The sequence below is a fragment of the Leisingera sp. NJS201 genome (genome assembly GCF_004535885.1).
Lineage (GTDB): Bacteria > Pseudomonadota > Alphaproteobacteria > Rhodobacterales > Rhodobacteraceae > Leisingera.
Map to the genome: position 1 here is coordinate 1692605 of NZ_CP038234.1, position 20533 is coordinate 1713137.

The 20533-nt window shown below is 61.9% G+C and carries 22 protein-coding genes; 7 read left to right on the plus strand and 15 right to left on the minus strand.

What is annotated here, in order from left to right; all coding sequences use genetic code 11:
• Positions 1-41 precede the first annotated feature (41 nt).
• The 3 genes from accC to ETW23_RS08415 all read right to left on the minus strand — a co-directional run bounded on the left by accC (position 42) and on the right by ETW23_RS08415 (position 2585).
• Complete coding sequence (gene accC, locus ETW23_RS08405) at positions 42-1391, minus strand: acetyl-CoA carboxylase biotin carboxylase subunit (RefSeq protein WP_134829730.1); 1350 nt, start codon at positions 1389-1391, stop codon at positions 42-44.
• Positions 1392-1400: 9 nt separating this feature from the next.
• The gene (accB, locus tag ETW23_RS08410; protein ID WP_129370632.1) at positions 1401-1892 is read right to left on the minus strand and encodes an acetyl-CoA carboxylase biotin carboxyl carrier protein; all 492 of its coding nucleotides are present in this window, start codon (positions 1890-1892) and stop codon (positions 1401-1403) included.
• 156 nt (positions 1893-2048) lie between these two features.
• Positions 2049-2585: a LuxR C-terminal-related transcriptional regulator gene (locus ETW23_RS08415; protein WP_134829731.1), complete on the minus strand. Its 537-nt coding sequence runs from the start codon at positions 2583-2585 to the stop codon at positions 2049-2051.
• Between the two features lie 91 nt (positions 2586-2676).
• On the opposite strand from ETW23_RS08415, the gene ETW23_RS08420 reads away from it, so the two are divergent.
• Positions 2677-4173, plus strand: a complete 1497-nt coding sequence (locus ETW23_RS08420) for a class I adenylate-forming enzyme family protein (RefSeq protein ID WP_134829732.1) — start codon at positions 2677-2679, stop codon at positions 4171-4173.
• Positions 4174-4181: 8 nt separating this feature from the next.
• On the opposite strand, the gene ETW23_RS08425 is transcribed toward ETW23_RS08420, so the two are convergent.
• The 8 genes from ETW23_RS08425 to ETW23_RS08460 all read right to left on the minus strand — a co-directional run bounded on the left by ETW23_RS08425 (position 4182) and on the right by ETW23_RS08460 (position 11099).
• Positions 4182-4730, minus strand: a complete 549-nt coding sequence (locus ETW23_RS08425; protein WP_134829733.1) for a helix-turn-helix transcriptional regulator — start codon at positions 4728-4730, stop codon at positions 4182-4184.
• Between the two features lie 2 nt (positions 4731-4732).
• Positions 4733-5269, minus strand: a complete 537-nt coding sequence (locus tag ETW23_RS08430) for a cytochrome b/b6 domain-containing protein (protein ID WP_134829734.1) — start codon at positions 5267-5269, stop codon at positions 4733-4735.
• 61 nt (positions 5270-5330) lie between these two features.
• Complete coding sequence (locus ETW23_RS08435; protein WP_134829735.1) at positions 5331-5591, minus strand: PepSY domain-containing protein; 261 nt, start codon at positions 5589-5591, stop codon at positions 5331-5333.
• A gap of 255 nt (positions 5592-5846) precedes the next feature.
• A complete protein-coding gene (locus ETW23_RS08440; RefSeq protein WP_129370638.1) occupies positions 5847-6602 on the minus strand; it encodes an ABC transporter ATP-binding protein in 756 nt (251 codons plus the stop codon).
• A gap of 12 nt (positions 6603-6614) precedes the next feature.
• Positions 6615-7370: an ABC transporter ATP-binding protein gene (locus tag ETW23_RS08445; RefSeq protein ID WP_134829736.1), complete on the minus strand. Its 756-nt coding sequence runs from the start codon at positions 7368-7370 to the stop codon at positions 6615-6617.
• A gap of 12 nt (positions 7371-7382) precedes the next feature.
• Positions 7383-8585, minus strand: coding sequence for a branched-chain amino acid ABC transporter permease (locus ETW23_RS08450; RefSeq protein ID WP_134829737.1), 1203 nt, complete (start codon positions 8583-8585; stop codon positions 7383-7385).
• Between the two features lie 3 nt (positions 8586-8588).
• On the minus strand, positions 8589-9611 hold the full coding sequence (locus tag ETW23_RS08455) for a branched-chain amino acid ABC transporter permease (protein WP_129370641.1): 1023 nt from the start codon (positions 9609-9611) through the stop codon (positions 8589-8591).
• Positions 9612-9752: 141 nt separating this feature from the next.
• The gene (locus ETW23_RS08460) at positions 9753-11099 is read right to left on the minus strand and encodes a substrate-binding protein (RefSeq protein ID WP_129370642.1); all 1347 of its coding nucleotides are present in this window, start codon (positions 11097-11099) and stop codon (positions 9753-9755) included.
• Between the two features lie 231 nt (positions 11100-11330).
• Here ETW23_RS08460 and ETW23_RS08465 point away from each other — a divergent pair, with 231 nt between their 5' ends.
• The 5 genes from ETW23_RS08465 to ETW23_RS08485 all read left to right on the plus strand — a co-directional run bounded on the left by ETW23_RS08465 (position 11331) and on the right by ETW23_RS08485 (position 17548).
• Positions 11331-12629, plus strand: a complete 1299-nt coding sequence (locus ETW23_RS08465) for a helix-turn-helix transcriptional regulator (RefSeq protein ID WP_134829738.1) — start codon at positions 11331-11333, stop codon at positions 12627-12629.
• Positions 12630-12721: 92 nt separating this feature from the next.
• Positions 12722-13102, plus strand: coding sequence for a response regulator transcription factor (locus ETW23_RS08470; protein WP_129372881.1), 381 nt, complete (start codon positions 12722-12724; stop codon positions 13100-13102).
• Positions 13103-13109: 7 nt separating this feature from the next.
• Positions 13110-13442, plus strand: a complete 333-nt coding sequence (locus tag ETW23_RS08475) for a hypothetical protein (RefSeq protein WP_129370644.1) — start codon at positions 13110-13112, stop codon at positions 13440-13442.
• The gene (locus ETW23_RS08480) at positions 13442-16120 is read left to right on the plus strand and encodes an ATP-binding protein (RefSeq protein ID WP_134829739.1); all 2679 of its coding nucleotides are present in this window, start codon (positions 13442-13444) and stop codon (positions 16118-16120) included. The genes ETW23_RS08475 and ETW23_RS08480 overlap by 1 nt, the downstream gene beginning before the upstream one ends.
• Before the next feature lie 84 nt (positions 16121-16204).
• Positions 16205-17548, plus strand: coding sequence for a FliM/FliN family flagellar motor C-terminal domain-containing protein (locus ETW23_RS08485; RefSeq protein WP_134829740.1), 1344 nt, complete (start codon positions 16205-16207; stop codon positions 17546-17548).
• A gap of 266 nt (positions 17549-17814) precedes the next feature.
• On the opposite strand, the gene ETW23_RS08490 is transcribed toward ETW23_RS08485, so the two are convergent.
• Genes ETW23_RS08490 through ETW23_RS08505 form a run of 4 tightly spaced genes read right to left on the minus strand, consistent with a single transcriptional unit; the run spans position 17815 to position 19996 of the window.
• Positions 17815-18279 carry a TIGR01244 family sulfur transferase gene (locus tag ETW23_RS08490; protein WP_134829741.1) on the minus strand — a complete coding sequence of 155 codons (465 nt, stop codon included), beginning with the start codon at positions 18277-18279 and terminating at the stop codon, positions 17815-17817.
• Positions 18251-18685, minus strand: a complete 435-nt coding sequence (locus tag ETW23_RS08495) for a DUF6691 family protein (protein WP_129370648.1) — start codon at positions 18683-18685, stop codon at positions 18251-18253. Before ETW23_RS08495 ends, ETW23_RS08490 begins: the two co-directional genes overlap by 29 nt.
• A complete protein-coding gene (locus tag ETW23_RS08500) occupies positions 18685-19110 on the minus strand; it encodes a YeeE/YedE family protein (RefSeq protein ID WP_134829742.1) in 426 nt (141 codons plus the stop codon). Before ETW23_RS08500 ends, ETW23_RS08495 begins: the two co-directional genes overlap by 1 nt.
• A gap of 22 nt (positions 19111-19132) precedes the next feature.
• Positions 19133-19996, minus strand: a complete 864-nt coding sequence (locus ETW23_RS08505) for an MBL fold metallo-hydrolase (protein WP_134829743.1) — start codon at positions 19994-19996, stop codon at positions 19133-19135.
• A 293-nt stretch (positions 19997-20289) separates the two neighbouring features.
• On the opposite strand from ETW23_RS08505, the gene ETW23_RS08510 reads away from it, so the two are divergent.
• Entirely contained in the window at positions 20290-20505 is a 216-nt protein-coding gene (locus ETW23_RS08510) for a hypothetical protein (protein ID WP_129370651.1), read from the plus strand.
• The last annotated feature ends 28 nt before the right edge of the window (positions 20506-20533 follow it).

Below are 20533 nucleotides of genomic sequence, written 5' to 3' on the forward strand. Positions count from 1 at the left end.
AATGTAAAACGGGGCGCGGCCAGTGGCGCGCCCCGCTGAAGTTATCCGGGCTGGTTTTCTTCCAGCCAGCGTTCCAGCCAGTGAATGCCGTAGTCGCCGGTGTGGATATCCTGTTCCTGCAGCAGCGCATGGAACAGCGGCACGGTGGTGTCGATGCCGTCGATGATCAGCTCGCCCAGGGCCCGGTTCAGGCGCGCCAGCGCCTCGGTCCGGTCGCGGCCGTGCACGATCAGCTTGCCAATGAGCGAGTCGTAATAGGGCGGGATCGAGTAGCCGTCATAGAGCGCCGAATCCATCCGCACACCCAATCCGCCGGGGGCGTGGTACTGGGTGATCTTGCCCGGGCAGGGCGAAAAATTCGGCAGCTTCTCGGCGTTGATCCGGACCTCGATGGCGTGGCCGTTGATTTCCAGATCGTCCTGGGTAAAGGACATCGGCAAGCCTTCGGCCACCCGGATCTGTTCACGTACCAGATCGACACCGAAGATGGCTTCGGTCACCGGGTGCTCCACCTGCAGGCGGGTGTTCATCTCGATGAAGTAAAACTCGCCGTCTTCATAGAGAAATTCAACGGTGCCTGCGCCGGAATAGCCCATCTTGCCTATAGCGTCGGCGCAGATTTTGCCGATGCGGGCGCGTTCTTCCGGGGTGATGCAGGGGCCGGGAGCCTCCTCGAATACTTTCTGGTGGCGGCGCTGCAGCGAGCAGTCGCGCTCGGCCAGGTGAACGCCAACGCCTTTGCCGTCGCCAAAGACCTGTACTTCGATGTGACGCGGTTTCTGGAGGTACTTCTCCATATAGACTTCGTCATTGCCGAAGGCAGCCTTGGCTTCCGAACGGGCAGTGGAGAAGGCGGTCGCCAGCTCTTTTTCGTTCAGGGCCACTTTCATGCCGCGGCCGCCGCCGCCGGCGGTGGCCTTGATGATCACCGGATAGCCCATATCTGCTGCGGCTTTCTTGGCTGCGGCAATATCGGGCACGCCGCCCTCGGATCCCGGAACAACCGGAATACCAAGGTTCTGGGCGGTTTCCTTGGCGGTGATCTTGTCGCCCATGGTGCGGATATGCGCAGCCGAGGGGCCGATGAAGGTCAGCCCGTGGTCTTCGATGATCTGCACAAAGTTGGCGTTTTCCGACAGGAAGCCGTAGCCCGGATGAATCGCCTGGGCGCCGGTGATCTCGGCAGCCGAGATGATGGCCGGGATCGACAGATAGCTTTGGGTGCCGGACGGCGGCCCGATGCAGACCGATTCATCGGCCATGCGCACGTGCATTGCGTCGGCATCCGCAGTGGAATGCACCGCAACCGATTTGATGCCCATTTCCCGGCAGGCACGGATCACGCGCAGGGCGATCTCGCCGCGGTTGGCAATCAGGATCTTGTCAAACATGCCAGATCCTTACTCGATGATGGCCAGGGGGGTTCCGAATTCAACGGCGGCGCCGTCTTCAACCAGAATGCGCTTCACGGTGCCCGATTTCGGCGCCGGAATGTGGTTCATGGTTTTCATGGCCTCGACGATCAGCAGGGTGTCGCCTTCGCTGACCTGCTGGCCAACAGAGATAAAGGCGGGCGAGCCGGGTTCGGCCTGCAGATAGACGGTGCCGACCATCGGCGATGTCACGGCGCCGGGGTGGCTGGCCGGATCTTCGCTGGCGGCTGCGGGGGCTGCGGCGGCGGCAGGGGCAGCGGCTGCAACCGGAGCAGCGGCGGCAGGCATCGCAACCTGCACCGGCGCGGCCATGGCGGTCTGGCGGGAGACACGCACATTCAGGCTGTCGTCGTCGCCGTAGTCCCGCTTGACCTGCAGTTCGGTCAGATCGTTTTCGCGCAGCAATTCCGCCAGCGCCTTGATGAATGCCACGTCAGCTTCGTGAGATTTGTTTGTCATATTGTCCTCAGCCAATTCCGACAGGCCCGCCAGGGCAGGCGGGCCGGAAATTAGGGCGCTTATAGGGCAAGGATTACCGCAAGGAAAGCACCGTCGATCCGGGCTGTAACATGGAGGCAGATAATCGGATTTGCAATTGCCGGACCGTATTTTGTCTCACAGCGGCATGCCCGTCAGTTTGGCCACCAGTTCCGGCAGCTTGCGGGCGGCGAATTTTTGCAGCAGATGCGCCCGGTGGCTTTCCACTGTGCGGTAGGACAGATCAAGCTGCTGGCCGATTTCCTTGGCCGACAGCCCCTTGCAGGTGAGGATCGCCACTTCGCGTTCGCGCGGGGTAAGCGAGACCACCGGGCGGTCCTCGGATATGTCCGCAAAGGACCAGATGCCGGTCTGAAACGGCGCCTGCGGCGTGACCGAGCGGCCGCGCACCCGGCACCAGAACAATGCGCCTGCGCGGCGGCGCATGATACGCTCGTCGCTGTAACTGCCGCTTTGCGCCTCGGGCTGTTGCAGCAGGGTGCCGATACGGTTGAAATCCTCCTGGCTGGGGTACAGCCCTGAAATCGGCATGCCGGTATATTCACCGGGAGTTCCGCCGAAGGTGGAGGCAAACTGCAGGTTGCACCGCGTGATGACGCGGCGTTCCAGCACGGCAAGGCCCACAGGGGCATGGTCAAAGGCAAGATCGCTCATATGGTGTTTCTACCCCGGCCTTTCTGCGGAATTGAAGGGGGTGTTTGCGTGCCGTGATGCACGCCGACGGGCAAGCCGGAGGGGACAGCGGATGAACATTGCAGTGTGGTTGCAGCGCATGGCAGCGGCAGAGGCGGCGCGGCCTGCGTTGTTTCTGGGACAGGAGCAGATTGCGGACTACTCAGGCTTTCACACCCGCGCGGCGTCGGTGGCCGGCTGGCTGCAGATGCAGGGTGTGCGCCCGGGGGACCGGGTCGGCATATTCATGAAGAATTGCCCGGACTATCTGATCACGCTTTACGGCATTTGGTATGCGGGGGCGGCGGCGGTGCCGGTCAATGCCAAGCTGCACGGCAAGGAGGCGGAGTATATCCTGCAAAACTCCGGTGCGGGGCTGGTGTTTACCTCGCCCGGGCTGACGGAGGCTGTTGCAGCAACAGAGGCGGTTGTGCGCTGTGTGGACATCACGGGTCCGGACTATGCCGCAGCCCTGGAAGCGCAGCCTGTGGCAGAGCCTGTTTTCCGTGCCCCCGAAGATCTGGCCTGGCTGTTCTACACCTCTGGCACCACCGGGCGGCCCAAGGGGGTGATGATCACCCACCGGATGCTGATGACCATGGCAATCGCCTATTTTGCCGATGTGGATCAGGTCAGCGCTGAAGATCAGGCGCTTTATGCGGCACCGATGAGCCATGGGGCGGGGATTTATGCAATTCAGCATGTTCTCGCGGGGGCTGCGCATGTCTGCCCGGTGTCGGGCGGCTTTGACGAGGCGGAGATCTTTGATCTGGCAGCGCATTTCGGGCGCGTCCATATGTTTGCAGCGCCCACGATGGTCACAAGGATGACTTCGGAAGCCAAGCGGCTGGGCCGCAAGGGCGAGGGGTTGCGCACAGTGATTTACGCAGGCGGGCCAATGTATACGGCCGACATTGTGGAGGCGGTGGAGCATTTCGGCCCGGTCTTTGTGCAGGTCTACGGCCAGGGCGAATGCCCGATGGCGATCACCGCGCTGCCGCGGCATGCCGTGCAGGACCGCGCGCATTCGCGCTGGCGTAAGCGGCTGGCCAGTGTCGGCAGGGCGCAAAGCGTGGTTGAGGTGCGGATCGGCACGCCGGAGGGGGATTTCCTGCCCGCCGGCAGCCACGGCGAGATCATGGTGCGCGGCGATGCGGTTATGCCGGGCTATTGGAACAACCCGGAGGCCACCGCCAAAACACTGGTCAATGGCTGGCTGATGACCGGCGATATGGGGGTTTTGGACACCGACGGCTATCTCACCCTGCAGGACCGCTCCAAGGACATGATCATCACCGGCGGTTCCAACGTCTATCCGCGCGAGGTGGAGGAAGTCTTGTTGCTGCACCCTGACGTGCGCGAGGTCTCAGTCGTGGGCCGGCCCCATGCGGATTGGGGCGAGGAAGTGGTGGCCTTTGTTGTGGGGGAGGCGGCAGAAGCCGCGCTGGATGACCTTTGCAGCAGCCGGATCGCCCGGTTCAAACGCCCCAAGGCATACCTGCGCATCGAAGCGCTGCCCAAGAACAATTATGGCAAGGTGCTGAAAACCGAGCTGCGCAAGCTGCTTTGACCGCGGGTTCAGGCGGAGCGGGCGGCAGGGTCCTGGCCCGCGGCCGGCTGGCGTTGTCCCATCATGGTGTCGATCAAAAGGCTCATCAGCTCCGCCCGGTTGCCGGTGCCGGATTTGCGGTAGATTGCATTCAGCTGCGCCTTGACGGTGCCTGCGGCGCTGCCGCGCAGGGCGGCGATTTCAGCCGTGGACATGCCCTTTACCAAAAAGGCCGCCACGTCCAGCTCGGCTGGAGTCAGAGCCCAGTTGGCAAATTCCGCATTGATGACGTCCTGCACTGCGGCCTGGGCTGCGCTCAGGCTGTCCTCCAGATGCGCCTTGCGCCGCATCAGCCGCATCAGGATGCGGGTCTCGATCACGATCGCGGCCACCAGGGCAATTGCTGCCAGCCCTTCGATATAGGCATGCGGGCCTTCGCCCGGATCTGCCTCTGCGCCTTCCATCCCGCCGAGGTCAGCAGCCATGTCGCCCAGAAACACCGCCGCGCACAGGGCTTGCACGGCGATGACAGCAATCAGGATCCAGGGCCGGGCCGGGTCTTGCCGGTTTTGGCGCATCGTTATGTCCCCGCTGATCTGTCTGGCAGGTTCTTGTAACCGGTGATCATGGCGCGGGCCAGCCTGACTTTGGTGCGGCGTGTCTCAAACAGGACCGCACCCGCATGCAGCAGGACCGAGACTTCCGCCCAGGTGACAAGGACTTCGTGCAGCTCCTCCGGCCAGCCTGCGCTGGTCAACAGCGGCACTGTCAAAAGCCAGCCGGTCAGCGCAATGCCCAGCAGTGTCAGCAACAGGTTGCAGATCATCAGCGCACCCAGGGGAGAATGCCCCTTGTGACAATTCCTGCGCCCTGCCGCGATGTCCGCCAGATGGCCGGCAGCAGCGCCAAGGTCGGGCCTGAAGCTTGAAAAACGGGCGTAACGGCTGCCAATCAATCCCCAGAGCAAACGGATACCAAGCAACGCGGCGATGAAGTATCCGATGGTTTGATGAAGAGTTCCATCGGGGTCGGTAAACAGCGCGTTGGCGGCAAAACCCGCGGCAAGCAGCCAATGAACCAGCCGGACCACAGGGTCCCAGATATATGAGTTTTTCATGTTGTATCCTTCCGGCTCCGGGGTTTCTGAAATGCGCCCGGAGCCGTTCAAATTGGCAGGATCAATCGTCTTCGCTGTCTTCCTTGATCTTCACGACTTCGATCTGATCATTCAGGTGGAACTCGTATGCTTTGCCGTTTTTGGTGGCTTCGGCCTCGAACAGACCGTCTTCGGCTTCGATTTCGGTGACCTCATACCCTTGACCGGTCAGCAGGTCGCGGATCTTGGCTTCGGTATCCGGGCTGGGAGCGGTTTCTGACGCCATGGCCGCTGCGGCCGGCAGGGCGAGGGCGAGGGCCAGGAGTTTGATGGGATTGCGCATGATGTTGTCCTTTCTGCGATGCTGCCGCGCTGGAGAAGCGCGAGCAGTGACAGCGACATCGGGGTCACTGCGGTCAGGCAGAATAGGAGCGGGGTCTGATTGGTGCAGAAAACCGCGGCGTATAACCATGGTTTACAGTTCAAATCAGGGGTCGGGAGGGATTGCTGCAAAAAGGAGAGGCCAGACCTGACAAGGTCCGGCCTCAATCACCCGGCGCCGGAGCGCGGCGGGGCGGAGATTGTTTTGAGATGCGTCTCAGATTGCCAGGTATTCGGCGCGCAGCTCTTCGTTTTCCAGAACCTCTGCGGCGGTTCCGTCAAAGACGATGCCGCCGGTATCCAGGATCACCGCACGGTCCGCCAGTTCCAGGGCGCGGACGGCGTTCTGCTCGACAATGATTGTTGTCATGCCCTGTTCCTTGATGTGGATGAGGGTCTTTTCAATCTCGTCGACGATTACCGGGGCCAGGCCTTCGTAGGGTTCGTCCAGCAGCAGCACCTTGATGTCACGCGCCAGCGCGCGGGCAATCGCCAGCATCTGCTGCTCGCCGCCCGAGAGGGTCACGCCCTCCTGCTTGCGGCGTTCGCCAAGGCGCGGGAACAAGTCGTAAAGACGCTCCAGCGACCAGCCGACGGGCGGCGCTATCTGCGCCAGCTGCAGGTTTTCCTCAACCGTCAGGCCGGGGATGATGCGGCGGTCCTCAGGCACCAGGCCCAGGCCCACGGATGCGGCCTCATAGGATTCCATCTTGTGCAGCGGTTTATGATCCAGCCAGATTTCACCGCGGGTCACCATGGGAGAGCCGGTACGCGCGATGGATCGCAGGGTGGAGGTTTTGCCGGCGCCATTGCGGCCCAGCAGTGCCAGGATCTCACCCTCGTGGACGTTGAAGCTGATGCCCTGCACGATATAGCTCTCGCCGTAGTAAGCATGGACATCCCAGACCGACAGGAAGGCCGGGGCTGTGGTGGCCGCATTGGCGCTTTTGGAGAAATCGGGTTTCACATTCATGGTGCTTCTCCTTTACGCGCTTTCGCCCAGATACGCTTCGCGCACCTTGGGGTTGCCGCGGATGTTTTGCGGATCGTCCTCGACCAGCGGGGTGCCCTGGGCCAGCACGGTGATCCGGTTGGCGAGGCTGAACACCACATGCATGTCGTGTTCGATGATGGCGATGGTGATGTCGCGTTCGTCCGAGATCTGTTTCAACAGGTCGATGGTGTTGTTGGTGTCCGCCCGTGCCATGCCTGCGGTCGGCTCATCCAGCAGCAGCAGGCGGGGTTCTTGGCTAAGGCACATGCCGATCTCCAGCCGCCGCTTGTCGCCGCGGGACATGGCGGCGGCGTGCATGTGCCGCTTGTCCGCCATGTTCATCTCTTCCAGCATATGCTCGGCCTTTTGCAGAATGTCCGCCTGCTTCAGCACTGATGACAGGGCGTTCAACTCAAACGCGCCGTCCCGTTTGGCAAAGCAGGGGATCATCATGTTTTCCAGCACCGTCAGATCGCCAAAGATTTCGGGCGTCTGGAACACGCGGGAAATGCCCATCTGGTTGATCTCGTAAGGCGCGCGGCCCAGCACCGACTGGCCGTCGAACATGACGGAACCGGTGTCGGGGATCAGCTTGCCCACCAGGCAGTTCAGCAGGGTGGACTTGCCCGCGCCGTTTGGTCCGATGATCGCATGGACCGAGTTTTCCTTAACGCTGAGGTTCACCTCGGACAGGGCCTGCAGGCCGCCGAACCGTTTCCCCACGTCTTTGACTTCAAGGATACCCATTGTGTTGTCTCCTTATTCCGCGGGGTTGGTTTTGCCGGACGTATTGCTGTCCTTGGCCTTGCGGCGGCTGAGCCAGCCCTTGATCCGCTGACCGCCCTCAACCAGGCCGCCGGGGAGGAAGATCACCACCAGCATGAACAGGATGCCCAGCGTCAGGTGCCAGCCTTTGCCGATGAAGGGGTGGACCAGGAACACAACCGCGTCCTCCATCCCGTCGGGCAAAAAGCTGAACCATGTGTGCAGCACGTTGTCGTTGATTTTCGAGAAGATGTTCTCGAAGTATTTGATGAAGCCGGCGCCCAGCACCGGGCCGATCAGCGTGCCGGCACCGCCGAGGATGGTCATCAGCACGACCTCGCCCGAAGCAGTCCACTGCATCCGCTCAGCACCTGCCAAGGGGTCCATCGAGGCCATCAGCCCGCCTGCAAGACCCGCATACATGCCGGAGATCACAAAAGCCGCCAGGGTGTAGGGCCGGGTGTTGAGGCCGGTGTAGTTCATCCGCTGCTGGTTCGACTTCACCGCCCGCAGCATCATGCCGAAGGGCGAGCGGAAGATGCGGATCGACAGGTAGAACGCCGCCAGCAGGATCAGCGCGCACAGGTAATAGCCTGCGTTGAACTGAAAGGCCCAGGGGCCGGCCGCCAGCTCAAACGTTGACCGCATCTCCAGGCCGAACAGGCTGGTCACCGGGATTGAGCCGTCAGCTGTGGCGGAGACACCCAGGATGCGCGGGTCTTCCAGTGTCAGCTGCAGACCGGTCTCGCCATTGGTGATCGGGGTCAGCACTGAATAGGCAAGGTTAAAGGACATCTGCGCGAAGGCCAGCGTCAGGATCGAGAAATAGATGCCGGAGCGGCGCAAGCTGACAAAACCGATCAGCAAGGCAAACAGGCCTGCGACAATCACTGACAGCAAGATTGCCGGGATTACGTTCATGCCTACCAGCTTGAACATCCAGACGGCCGAGTAGGAGCCGGCGCCGAGGAAAGCCGCATGGCCGAATGACAGATAGCCGGTGAGGCCAAAGAGGATGTTAAATCCGATGGCGAAGATCCCGAAGATCACAAAGCGCTGCATCAGGTCAGGATAGCCCGCGTTGAACTGCGCCATGGCGCTGCCGGTGGGGAAGGGGTTCAGGATGAAGGGGGCGAACAGCGTCAGGCAGGCGACGATGATCAGCATAGAGGTGTCTTTTTTATCCAGTCCGAACATGTCTTAGTCCTCCATCACGCCTTTGCGGCCCATCAGGCCCCGTGGACGGGTCAGCAGAATGATGATTGCGACCACATAGATGATGATCTGGTCGATGCCGGGGATCAGGGATTTGATCTCGTTCATTGAGGCAAAGCTCTCAAGAACACCCAGCAGGAAACCTGCCAGCACCGCGCCGGGCAGCGAACCCATGCCGCCGACAACCACCACCACAAAGCTGAGCACCAGGAAGTCCATGCCCATGTGGTAGTTGGGCGAGTTGATCGGCGTGTACATAACACCGGCCAGGCCCGCGACAGCGGCGGCGATACCGAACATGATGGTAAAGCGGCGGTCGATGTTGATGCCCAAAAGGCCCACGGTTTCGCGGTCGGCCATGCCGGCCCGCACCACCATGCCGAAGGTGGTGAATTGCAGGAAGGAGAAGATGCCGCCGATGATCAGCACTGCAAAGAAGAAATAGACCACACGCCAGACCGGATAGATGATGTCCATGCCGATGACGGCGCCCAGGTTCATCACGCCGTTCAGCGCGTCCGGGGCCGGGGTCTGGATCGGGTTGGCGCCATAAAAATACTTGATGACTTCCTGCAGCACGATGGCAAGGCCGAAGGTCACCAGGATCTGGTCGGCATGGGGGCGCTTGTAGAAATGCTTAATCAGCCCGCGTTCCATCACATAGCCGACGCCGATCATGATCGGGATGGCAAAGAGGATTGCCAGCGGCACCGCCCAGTCGATGATGGAGCCGCCGAACTCGGGGCCGAACCAGGCCTCGACGTAAGGGGTTTTCACTTTCAGCGGGTTGCCCAGAAAGTCGGTCTGGGTCTCGTCGACGGTTTCAAAGCTGAGGTTCAGAAAACGTTGCACGGTAACTGCGCAGAAGGCGCCGATCATGAACAGGGCCCCATGGGCAAAGTTCACCACGCCAAGCGTGCCGAAGATAAGTGTCAAACCCAGCGCGATCAGCGCATAGGCCGAGCCTTTGTCCAGCCCGTTCAAGATTTGCAATAGGATTGCGTCCATGGGTCCCGCCCCCGGTTAGTCTGGGTGGAAGAGAGGGTCTCCGGCTGTTCAGCGGCCTGAGACCCCTGTGCTGACGGCACGCGTCAGATAGCCGGTGAAACGAAGGGCCGGGCGCAACGCGCCCGGCCAGAACCATCAGGCTCAGGCGCCCGGGTTGCAGGAACCCAGCTGACCGCCCGCGAACATCGGGTGATCCGGTGCGTATTCCACCTGCGCGCGCGGGGTGACTTCGACCACTTCCAGAAGGTCGAATTCCGAGGTTGGGTTTTCCTTGCCGCGCACAACCAGCACGTCTTTGAAGCACTGGTGGTCTTCGGCGCGGTACAATGTCTTGCCATTGCCCAGCCCGTCGAATTCAAACCCTTCCAGCGCTTCGGCAACGCCGCAGGGGTTGAAGGTGCCCGCACGTTCAACCGCATCCGCATAAAGCAGCGTCTGGCAATAGGTGGTGTGCGCGGCCTGGCTCGGCGGGAAGCCGTATTTGGTGCCGAAGGATTTGACGAACGCTTTGGAGCCTTCATCCTGCAGCGTCCAGTGCCAGTTGGTCGAGCCGTGAATGCCCTTCACGTTCTCGCCTGCACCCTTGGCCATCAGGCGGGAGTAGAGCGGCACCACGATTTCGAAGTTCTTGCCGTTCACCACCTTGTCGCGCAGGCCGAACTGCACCGCGTTGGTCAGCGAGTTCACCATGTTGCCGCCATAGTGGTTCAGCACCAGAACGTCGGCGCCGGAATTCAGCACCGGCGCGATGTAGGAGGAGAAGTCGGTCGCGGCCAGCGGCGTGCGGACCTTGTTCACCGTGTTCCAGCCCAGGGCCTCGGTCGCGGCTGCAATCGATTCTTCCTGGGTCCAGCCCCAGGTGTAGTCTGCGGTCAGATGATAGGCGGTGCGGTCGGTGCCATACAGGTTCTTCAGCACCGGCGCCAGCGCGGCACCCGACATGTAGCCATTGAAGAAGTGGCGGAAACCGTTGGCCTTCTTGTCCTTGCCGGTGGTGTCGTTTGAGTGCGTCAGGCCGGCCATGAAGATCACGCCTGCCTCCTGGCAGAGACCCTGCACGGCGATGGCAACACCCGAGGAGGAGCCGCCGGTGATCATCACCGCGCCGTCTTTTTCGATCATCGATTTGGCCGAGGCGCGGGCGGCATCGGATTTGGTCTGGGTGTCGCCGGTGACATATTCCACCTTCTTGCCCAGGATACCGTTCCCCTGCAGCGCCTTGGAGCTGAAGGTGTTCATCATGCCGCCGTCGCCGCCGCCGTTCAGATGCTCGACCGCCAGCTCATAGGCGCGCAGCTCGTCGGCGCCTTCGTCGGCGTAGGGGCCGGTCTGGGGCACATTGAAGCCCAGGGTGACGGTGCCGCCGGTCGGTTCATTGGTAAAGGCCGCGGCGGAAGAGGCGGTAAAGATCGTTGGCAGCGCCATACCGGCGCCTGCGATTGCGCCGGTCTTTAAGACTCTGCGGCGCGATGCGTCAAATTCAGACATGTATTCCTCCCTAATATGATTAGTGCCTTGCAGCTCCTCACTTCTGCGCAGCACCAGCACGTTTCGTGCAAAATCAGTATGAGCGCGCTATGTAAAGCCAGGCAATAAATCCCTTTTATTGCTTGAAAATTCTGTAAATAACTGAACAGTATTCAGTGGCATTCTGTAAATTGTATTATATTGCAATGCAGAAAGCCGTTGAATTGACAGTGTTTTGGGAGGCCACGCATAATGGCACGCGATACCCTGACCGGCAGCCGGATCCGCGAACGCAGGCTGATCCTGGGGATGCGTCAGGCCGAATTGGCGCGGGAGGCGGGGATCTCGGCCTCCTACCTCAACCTGATCGAACATAACCGGCGCAGAATCGGCGGTAAGCTGCTGGTTGATCTCGCTGGGGTGCTGGGGGTGGAGCCGTCGATGCTGAGCGAGGGGGCCGAGGCGGCTCTGATCTCTACCCTGCGCGAGGCGGCGGCGGACAGCGGGGTTCCGGTGGCCGAGCTGGACCGGGTCGATGAATTTGCCGGCCGGTTTCCCGGCTGGGCCGAGGTGCTGGCAACCGGCCATCGCCGCATCGCCACGCTGGAGCGCATGGTGGAAACCCTGTCAGACCGGCTGACCCATGATCCCAATCTGGCGGCCTCGGTGCATGAGGTGCTGTCGACTGCTGCGGCGATCCGCTCTACCGCGTCGATCCTGGCGGAAACCGGCGAACTGGAGCCGGAGTGGCGCGACCGGTTCCACAAGAACCTCAACGAGGATTCCCTGCGCCTGTCCGAGAGCAGCCGGGCACTGGTGAATTTTCTGGACGAGGGCGACACCAGCGACGACCGCCGCGGCATGCCGCAAGAAGAGGCCGAGGTCTTTTTTCAGGAAAACGGGTTTCATTTTCCTGCGCTTGAGGATGGCTCCGCTGGACCCGGACAGCTGGTCCAGACCGCCCCTGCTTTGACAAGCCCGGCGGCCCGCAGCCTGGCACAGGCGGCCTTGGCGCAATACCGGGCGGATGCCTTGGCAATGCCGCTGCAGGCGATGGAGCAGGAAATCCAGGCGGGTGGGGTTGCTCCGGTGGCGATCGCGCGCCGCTTCAATTGCGGGCTCCCTGCTGTGCTGCGCCGCTTGGCGGCGCTGCCGGAGGAGGTTCTGGGGCAGGAGGCCGGGCTGGTGGTCTGCGATGCCTCAGGCACGCTTTTGTTCCGCAAGCCTGTGACCGGGTTTTCGATGCCGCGTTTCGGGTCGTCCTGCCCGCTGTGGCCGCTGTACACTGCGCTTGTTCACCCGAATATCCCTGTGCGGCGCAATGTTCTGCAGCAGGGGCGCAATGCGGCGGCTTTTGACTGCATGGCGGTGGCCTGGCCGCAGGAAATGCAGGATTTTGGCGCTGATCCTATGTACAGGGCGGTTATGCTGATCCTGCCCGGCGCCAAAGATGCACGGGATCCGCAGCCGGTTGGCGCCAGTTGCAGGATCTGCCCGCGCCAGGGCTGTCCGGCGCGGCGCGAGCCATCGATTCTGAAGGAAGAGTTTTGACAGTGACACGGCCGCGGGGCTAATCTGCACAAAAATGAATGCGTCTGCGGACCGGCCTGGCCGGCAGGTGGCGCCGGGAGGAAATTCTGCTGATGGGCAGGCATGTTGTTCTGATCGAAGACGAGCCGAATATCACCGAGGCCATCCGGTTTCTGCTGATACGGGACGGCTGGAGCGTGGATGCGCATACCGATGGTGCCACCGCGGTGGAGGTGATCCGCGATGCCAATCCCGATCTGGTGATTCTGGACCTTATGCTGCCGGGCAAAAGCGGTCTGGAGATCGTGCGCGAGCTGCGCAGCGAGGGTGGCATGGGCGCACTGCCGGTGCTGATGCTGACCGCCCGGGGCCAGATGCGCGACCGGGAAATGGCGGAAAAGGCGGGCGTGACCCGGTTTATGACCAAACCCTTCTCCAATGCCGAGGTACTGACGGCGGTGCGCGACCTGCACGCCCAGGCCGGCCAGGAATAATGCAGGGATGACACAGGGTAGCGGCGCCGAAGAGCAAACAGGCACCCGCGCGGAACGCCAGACCTACCGCCGCCGCAGGCTGATGGATATTGCCCGCCTGCTGCCGGTGCTGGGCGCATTGCTGCTGGCGCTGCCGCTGTTGTGGCCCGAAGCCTCCACCCATCCCGCGGCGCGCGATGGTGTCAGTATGTCGTCGGCCATCATCTATATTTTCGCCGTCTGGACCGGCCTGATCGGCGCCTGTTTTGCTTTCAGCCTCGCCGTGCAGCGTTGGGCGGATCACTGGACCGGCGGCGGGCCGGACGGGGCAGGATCTCCGGACGGAGCGGAGGACCGCTGATGGCCTCGCTGAATGTGCTTGCGGTTGTCTGTCTCGCCTATGTGGCGTTTCTGTTTTTCATTGCCTTCTGGGCCGACCGGATGGCAACCCGCGGCAAAAGCGCCGCCTGGATGCGTTCGCCGCTGATCTACACGTTGTCGCTGTCAATCTATTGCACCGCCTGGACTTTTTACGGCGCGGTTGGCTATGCCGCGCGCTCAGGTCTGGAGTTCGTGACGATCTACCTTGGCCCGTCTCTGGTGATGATCGGTTGGTGGTGGGGGTTGCGCAAACTGGTGCGGATCGGGCGCAGCCAGCGGATCACGTCAATCGCGGACCTGTTGTCGTCGCGCTATGGCAAGTCGAACCTGCTGGCGGCCGGCGTGACGATCCTCGCGGTGATTGGCGTCACGCCCTATATTTCGCTGCAGTTGCAATCCATCACGCTGTCCTTTGCCATCTTTGCCGAGGCGGATCCGCTGCGAAGCTACAATGAGACCTACACCGTATTCTGGGTGGCGGCGGGGCTGGCGGTTTTTGCCATTCTGTTTGGCACCCGCAACCTGAACGCCAATGAGCGGCACCACGGAGTGGTAACCGCGGTGGCGCTGGAGGCCATCGTCAAGCTGGCGGCACTGCTGGCAGTTGGGGTATTTGTGGTCTGGGGCGTGGCCGGCGGCGTGGGAGAGACGCTGCAGAGGATAGACGCCTCGCAGATCGGTCAATGGAACGTCGATGGCAGCCGCTGGGCCACGGTTACCTTTCTGGCCGCGGCGGCCTTTGTCTGCCTGCCGCGGATGTTTCAGGTGATGGTGGTAGAGAACGAGGACGAACGCCACCTGCGCATCGCCTCCTGGGCGTTTCCGCTGTATCTGCTGCTGATTTCGATGTTTGTGGTCCCCATCGCGGCAGTCGGGCTGGAGCTGCTGCCCGCAGGCGCCAACCCGGACATGTTTGTACTAACAGTGCCGCTGCAGCAGGGGCAGCAGGGGTTGGCAGTCCTGTCCTTTCTCGGCGGGTTTTCCTCGGCAACGTCGATGGTGATTGTGGCCGCCATGGCGCTGTCCACAATGGTTTCGAACCACATCGTGATGCCGGTCTGGCTGCGGCTGCAGAACCGCCGGGCGTCGGTTTCGGGCGATGTGCGCGATGTAGTGCTGCTGTCGCGCCGGGTATCTATCGCAGTGATTATGGCGCTTGGGTATTTCTATTACCACCTGTCCGGCGGCGCTGCGGCGCTGGCCGCCATCGGCCTCATCTCCTTTGCCGGGGTGGCGCAAATTCTGCCCGCGCTGGTCGGCGGGCTGTTCTGGCGCGGTGCCACCCGCAGCGGCGCACTGGCCGGGCTTACGGTGGGGTTTGCCATCTGGCTCTACACCATGCTGCTGCCGGCATTGGGCGGCGGGCTTTTGCCCGAGCATATCCTGCGTGACGGCTTGTTTGGCCTTAGCTGGCTGCGTCCCGAGGCGCTGTTCGGGATCGAAGCCATGGATCCGACCGTTCACGCCGTTTTGTGGTCGATGAGTCTGAATGCGCTGGTGTTCTGCCTGGTGTCGCTGATGAGCTTCCCCAGCCCGCTGGAGCGGCTGCAGGGTGCGCAATTTGTCAATGTCTTCGACCATTCCGCCGGTCCGCGCGGCTGGACCGGATCTGTGGCGCAATGCGAAGATCTGATGATCATGTCGCAGCGGATTCTGGGGGCTGCAGAAGCGCAAGCGTTCTTTCAGCGCGAGCGGCTGCGGCAAGGCGGCCGCGGCCCGCTGCCTGAACCGACACCGGCCTTTCTGGAACGGCTGGAGCGCGAGCTGAGCGCCTCCATCGGCGCGGCTGCAGCACATGCGATGATTGGCCAGATCGCCGGCGGCTCCTCGGTTTCAGTTGCGGATCTGCTGGCGGTTGCGGATGAAACCGCCCAGATGCTGGAGTATTCCAGCCGCTTGGAGACGCAATCGGCGGAACTGACGGCGACTGCCCGCAAGTTGCGGGAAACAAATGAGAAACTTACACAAATTTCCGAACAAAAGGATGCGTTTCTGAGCCAGGTCAGCCATGAGCTGCGCACGCCGATGACCTCGATCCGGGCGTTTTCGGAAATCCTGCGCGATGACGGGCAGCTGAGTGCGCAGGATCAGCGCCACTACGCCGGGATCATTCATGACGAAACGCTGCGGCTGACCCGGCTGCTTAACGATCTTCTGGACCTCAGCGTGCTGGAGAACGGCCAGGTGAGCCTCAACATGTCGGCCGGCGCCCTGCCGGACGTGCTGGACCACGCGGTGGCCGCTGCACTGGCGGGATCGGACCGTCCGCTCAAGGTCTGCCGCAATCCCGCAACGGAAGGGGTGCGTATATCCTCCGATCTTGACCGGCTGGCGCAGGTCTTTATCAATTTGATCGCCAATGCCCAGAAGTATTGCGATGCGGCGGAGCCGGAACTGTCCATTTCCGCCTCTGCAACCAGCGGGTGGCTGCAGATCGACTTCACTGACAACGGCAGCGGCGTGCCGGCAGAATTTCAACAGATGATTTTCGAAAAGTTCTCGCGTGTCAGCCCCGAGCGGGCAGGCGGTGCGGGACTTGGCTTGGCAATCTGCAGGGAAGTCATGCAACGGCTGGGCGGCAATGTTTCCTATCTGCCAGGGCACGGCGGCGGTGCGTTCCGGGTTTCCTTACCCGCAGCAGGCGAAAAGGCTGCGTAACCTGGCCCGGGGTACAGGAGTTGTTAACCTCCTTTCGGGTAAAAACGGGGAAACGGGACGTGCAAGGGGCAGGTTAAACAGCCTATGTCTGAAACAGAAGCAGCAGAGGCAGGCAGCGGCAAGCAAAATGTGCTTGCACGCAAGCTGGCAGCGACAAAGGAAGGTGTTGGGGCGCTTACCAGTTCCTTGACGCTGAAAGCATTGCGCCGGTCGGTGGCGCGGGCAGCTGCAGACCTGTGCGGGTTGCCGGTGGCAGTTCTGGCAGCCCGGCAATCCAACCGCATTCCCGAGGATCTGGCTGACCAGCTGTCGGATAAGGATCTTCTGGTGGTGCTGGACTGTCCGCATGGCAGAATGGGTGCGGCCAGCATGGATGCACCCACGGTGACAGCGCTGATCCAGCAGCAGACCATCGGTACGGTGATGGGCAAAGCACCGGACGAGCGTCACTATACCCCGACAGATGCAGCAATGACGGCAGAGTTTCTGGAACGCACCTTTGGCAAGGTGTTTGCGATGCTGGATGGCCAGGCGGATCAGGCAATCTTTACCGGTTACCGCTTTGGCGCGCAGGTTGAAAATGTGCGCAGTCTGGTGCTGGGCATGGAGGCCGAGGATTACCGGGTGATCGAGCTGAACCTGGACCTGGCCTGCGGCGCCATGCAGGGCGTGATGAAGCTGATACTTCCGGAACCTACTGCCGAAGAGCTGCAGGACGGCCAGGGAAGCGGTGCGCAAGGTCCATCTCTGGGCCGCAACCTTGGGGCTATCCGGGCGGAGCTGTCGGCTGTTTTGTGCAAGATGCGGGTGCCCCTGAGGGATTTTGCCGGTCTCAAGGTCGGCGATTCGCTGCCGCTGGATTCCGCCTTTCTGTATGAAACCGACCTGCTGACCATTGGCGGCCAGTCGATTGCACAGGGGCGGCTGGGCCAAATGAACGGCGCGCGTGCAGTCCGACTGAATCAGTCCGGGGCCAGGCTGGCAGGCGATGCCGGGGCAGAAGGAATGGGGTTCTCCGACGGGGCAGGCGCCGACATGATGGGCGGCGGACCTCCGGCGCTCGATATGGGAATTGCCGCGCAGGGCCTGCAGGACCCGATGGAGGACGCGGGCCTGCCGGCATTGGAAGCGGCACCGGGTCTGGGCGGCGGCGGTCTTGGCATGGACGGCGATGGGCTTCCTGCGCTGGGTGACGGCGGTTTTGACGGCGGCATGGGCGGCATGGATGACGCAATGGGTGGAATGGGCGCAATGGATTTGCCCGGTCTCGGCGACGATGCCGCTTTGGGCATGGATGGGCTGGACGGCGGGCTGCCTGACTTGCCTGACCTTCCCGCGGTCGACTTGGGAGATTTTGACCCGGGGGATGCCGCGGCAGAAATCTCGCAATTGGCAGGGCTGGACGGCGCATTGCCAGGAAACAACTGATTTATTAAGTTCTTTGCGCTGCGAACCGCCATCATTCAGCCCCGGAATCCAGGGCCTTTTCCCGGAGCCGCCGCGGCCAGCCAAACCCTTATAGCCGTTCCAAACGGTTGGCGGCCTGCACATTCATCCAGTGCAGGCTCCGGGTCCGGTTGACGCATTGGGTTCCGGCCAGGGGGGATCAGTATTGGTCAGATCCGGGGTTCCTGCGTCGGCCAAAGGCTTGGCCGCTGCCTGCAACATTCGACGCAGGCAGAGTTTTCACAGGGTTAGTTTCCCGCCAGGGAATCAAGTGCTGGCCGCAACCCGTCCAGTTGATAGCCGGCAGCCGCGGTTTTCAGCAGAATGTCATCGGCGCACATATCGCAGGCCTGGCTGAGCGCCCAGACCACAGAACAGCGGGTTCCGGACGCGCAATAGGCCAGCACCGGGCCTTCGCAGCCTTCATACAGCGCCCGCTGACGGGCTGCATTCTCGGGTGTCATGGTCTGATGGGTGAGCGGCAGAACCTCGAACCGCAGGCCTGCGGCTTCGGCGGCTGCGCGGATTGCCTCTGCCTGATGGCTGGGCGGCACTTCCGCGTCCGGTCTGTTGCAGATAACCGTTTTGAAGCCGGCGCCGGCAATGGCGGGCAGGTCCTCAGCCGAGATCTGCGGCGAGACCGAATAGCGGGGGTAATAACGCGTGCATCCATATCCTGAGTCTTTACGCGTTTGCGGCGCGCCGGTCCAGATGCCGGCTGAACCTGGGAGCGGCTATCATGCCGCAGGCCATCGCCGCCAGGAACAGCGCGCCCTGCCAGCCGTTATAGCTGAGCGCGGCCATTGCAGGACCGGGGCAGAGCCCCGCCAGGCCCCATCCCGCGCCGAACAGAATGGATCCAAGGATCAGCCGCCGGTCCAGCCCGGCGCGCGGCAGGGCGGGGAAGCTGCCCCCAGCCGCAGGCTGGCGCCCTTCTGCCAGCCGCCAGGCCAGTGCCATCGGCAGCAGCGCGCCGCCCATCACAAAGCCCAGTGTGGGATCCCAGCGGCCAAAAACATCCAGCCACCCTTGTACTTTGGCGGTGTCAGTCATGCCTGACAGCATTAGTCCGGCGCCAAACAGGCTGCCTGCAATCAGCGCCAGTAAAATCCGAAGCATCAGATCACTCCCATAACCTGGCGCAGAACTGCCAGCGTCAGGATGCCTGCCAGCATGAATGCCGCCGCCGCGGTGATGCCACGCAAGGACAGCCGGGAAACACCGCAGACCCCGTGACCGGAGGTGCAGCCGTTGGCCATCCGCGTGCCAAGGCCGACCAGAAGCCCGGCAATGATCAGCACGGTGGCGCTGCTCGTAACATGGGTTTCCGGTGTACCGGCCAGCAGGCCAATCAGCAGCGGAACGGCAACCAAACCTGTGATGAAGGCCAGTCTTTCGGCTGCAGAGCTGCGGCCGCTGCCATCCAGCAGCCCGCCCAGAATACCGCTGGCACCCATTATACGGCCGTTGCCCAAAAGATAGACGGCACCGCCAAGCCCGACCAGCATGCCGCCCGCCAAGCCCAAAATCCAATCCGTTTCCATGATCGCCTTCCGCTTGCTTCGGTCAGATTTTGTTGATCGGGATCTTTAGAAATACATCGCCCTGATCATCCGGTTCCGGCATCTGGCCTGCGCGCATATTCACCTGCAGCGACGGCAGGATCAGACGCGGCATACCCAGTGTCGCATCACGGGCGTCGCGCATTCTGGTGAATTCCTCAATGCTGCGCCCTTCGCCGATATGCACGTTCAGCGCCTTTTGTTCGCCTACGGTGGTTTCCCATGCGTAATCATCGCGGCCCGGTGCCTTGTAATCATGGCCGACAAAGATGCGGGTGTTGCCGGGCAGCGCCAGGATCTTTTGGATCGAATTATACAAATCGGTTGAAGACCCGCCGGGAAAGTCACACCGGGCGGTGCCGAAATCAGGCATGAACAACGTGTCGCCGACAAAGGCCGCATCCCCGATCACATAGGTCAGGCAAGCGGGTGTGTGGCCCGGTGTGTGCAGCACCTCGCCGCGCATCTGGCCGATCATGAACACATCGCCTTCGCGGTACAGGCGGTCGAACTGGCTGCCGTCGCGCTGAAACTCGGTGCCTTCATTAAAGATTTTGCCGAAAGTGTCCTGAATCACGGTGATCCGGGCGCCGATGCCGATCTTGCCACCCAGCTGTTCTTGCAGGTAGGGCGCGGCAGACAGATGGTCGGCATGCACGTGGCTTTCCAGGATCCACTCTGTCCGCAGGCCTTCATTTTTGATCCAGGCGATGATGGCATCCGCTGATTCCGTGCCGGTGCGGCCCGCTGCCTGGTCGTAGTCCAGAACGGAGTCGATAATGGCACAGGCGGAGCCCTCAGGCTCAACCACCACATAAGAAACGGTGTTGGTGGCTTCGTCGAAGAAGGCCTTGACGGCGGGGGTCATCTGTTTCTCTCCCTTGAGTTTGGATAATCATATATTGATTAGAGAATGTGTTTCAAGGATGCCGGTGCGTAGACCGATGGTGCCGTTGAAATCATCGCAGCCGGTTGACCTGTGTCAAGACAGGGCAATGTTGCGCTGCAGTATGCTTGGCAGGCGTGCGTGACGCCTGCAAAACCGTCAACCGGCCGGAAAAATTTCACAAATAGGCGGTCGAGCGCCTAATTTTTGCGGGCTTTCACGCAGCTGTTGTGAAATACCAGCGTAACCCCATCATGATCCAGGGAGGACTGCCAATGACACAAGAAGATCTGCTTCACACTGTTGAAAATCTGGAAACCCGGATTCTTGAAGAGACCGGTACTGCCCGGCTTGCCATGCGGCCTGAATTTATCCGGTTGCTGGATCACATGCGCAAGACGGGTGCTGCGGTGCCGGGCCGCTTCCGCCGTTTGGAAGCCGCGCTGTGCGAAGAAGCGGTTGAGGAGATGTTTGACAATATGCCGGTCTAGCCGGTCAGTCAGGCAGGGCGCCCCAGGC

Bases quoted from the DNA above. Each gene is read 5' to 3' on its own strand.
- ETW23_RS08420 (WP_134829732.1), top strand. From the start codon at position 2,677: ATGAACATTGCAGTGTGGTTGCAGCGCATGGCAGCGGCAGAGGCGGCG.
- ETW23_RS08415 (WP_134829731.1), bottom strand. From the start codon at position 2,585: ATGAGCGATCTTGCCTTTGACCATGCCCCTGTGGGCCTTGCCGTGCTG.
- ETW23_RS08485 (WP_134829740.1), top strand. From the start codon at position 16,205: ATGTCTGAAACAGAAGCAGCAGAGGCAGGCAGCGGCAAGCAAAATGTG.
- ETW23_RS08435 (WP_134829735.1), bottom strand. From the start codon at position 5,591: ATGCGCAATCCCATCAAACTCCTGGCCCTCGCCCTCGCCCTGCCGGCC.
- accC (WP_134829730.1), bottom strand. From the start codon at position 1,391: ATGTTTGACAAGATCCTGATTGCCAACCGCGGCGAGATCGCCCTGCGC.
- ETW23_RS08460 (WP_129370642.1), bottom strand. From the start codon at position 11,099: ATGTCTGAATTTGACGCATCGCGCCGCAGAGTCTTAAAGACCGGCGCA.
- ETW23_RS08440 (WP_129370638.1), bottom strand. From the start codon at position 6,602: ATGAATGTGAAACCCGATTTCTCCAAAAGCGCCAATGCGGCCACCACA.
- ETW23_RS08495 (WP_129370648.1), bottom strand. From the start codon at position 18,685: ATGCTTCGGATTTTACTGGCGCTGATTGCAGGCAGCCTGTTTGGCGCC.
- ETW23_RS08470 (WP_129372881.1), top strand. From the start codon at position 12,722: ATGGGCAGGCATGTTGTTCTGATCGAAGACGAGCCGAATATCACCGAG.
- ETW23_RS08445 (WP_134829736.1), bottom strand. From the start codon at position 7,370: ATGGGTATCCTTGAAGTCAAAGACGTGGGGAAACGGTTCGGCGGCCTG.
- ETW23_RS08450 (WP_134829737.1), bottom strand. From the start codon at position 8,585: ATGTTCGGACTGGATAAAAAAGACACCTCTATGCTGATCATCGTCGCC.
- ETW23_RS08505 (WP_134829743.1), bottom strand. From the start codon at position 19,996: ATGACCCCCGCCGTCAAGGCCTTCTTCGACGAAGCCACCAACACCGTT.
- ETW23_RS08465 (WP_134829738.1), top strand. From the start codon at position 11,331: ATGGCACGCGATACCCTGACCGGCAGCCGGATCCGCGAACGCAGGCTG.
- ETW23_RS08510 (WP_129370651.1), top strand. From the start codon at position 20,290: ATGACACAAGAAGATCTGCTTCACACTGTTGAAAATCTGGAAACCCGG.
- ETW23_RS08455 (WP_129370641.1), bottom strand. From the start codon at position 9,611: ATGGACGCAATCCTATTGCAAATCTTGAACGGGCTGGACAAAGGCTCG.
- ETW23_RS08480 (WP_134829739.1), top strand. From the start codon at position 13,442: ATGGCCTCGCTGAATGTGCTTGCGGTTGTCTGTCTCGCCTATGTGGCG.
- accB (WP_129370632.1), bottom strand. From the start codon at position 1,892: ATGACAAACAAATCTCACGAAGCTGACGTGGCATTCATCAAGGCGCTG.
- ETW23_RS08475 (WP_129370644.1), top strand. From the start codon at position 13,110: ATGACACAGGGTAGCGGCGCCGAAGAGCAAACAGGCACCCGCGCGGAA.
- ETW23_RS08500 (WP_134829742.1), bottom strand. From the start codon at position 19,110: ATGGAAACGGATTGGATTTTGGGCTTGGCGGGCGGCATGCTGGTCGGG.
- ETW23_RS08425 (WP_134829733.1), bottom strand. From the start codon at position 4,730: ATGCGCCAAAACCGGCAAGACCCGGCCCGGCCCTGGATCCTGATTGCT.
- ETW23_RS08430 (WP_134829734.1), bottom strand. From the start codon at position 5,269: ATGAAAAACTCATATATCTGGGACCCTGTGGTCCGGCTGGTTCATTGG.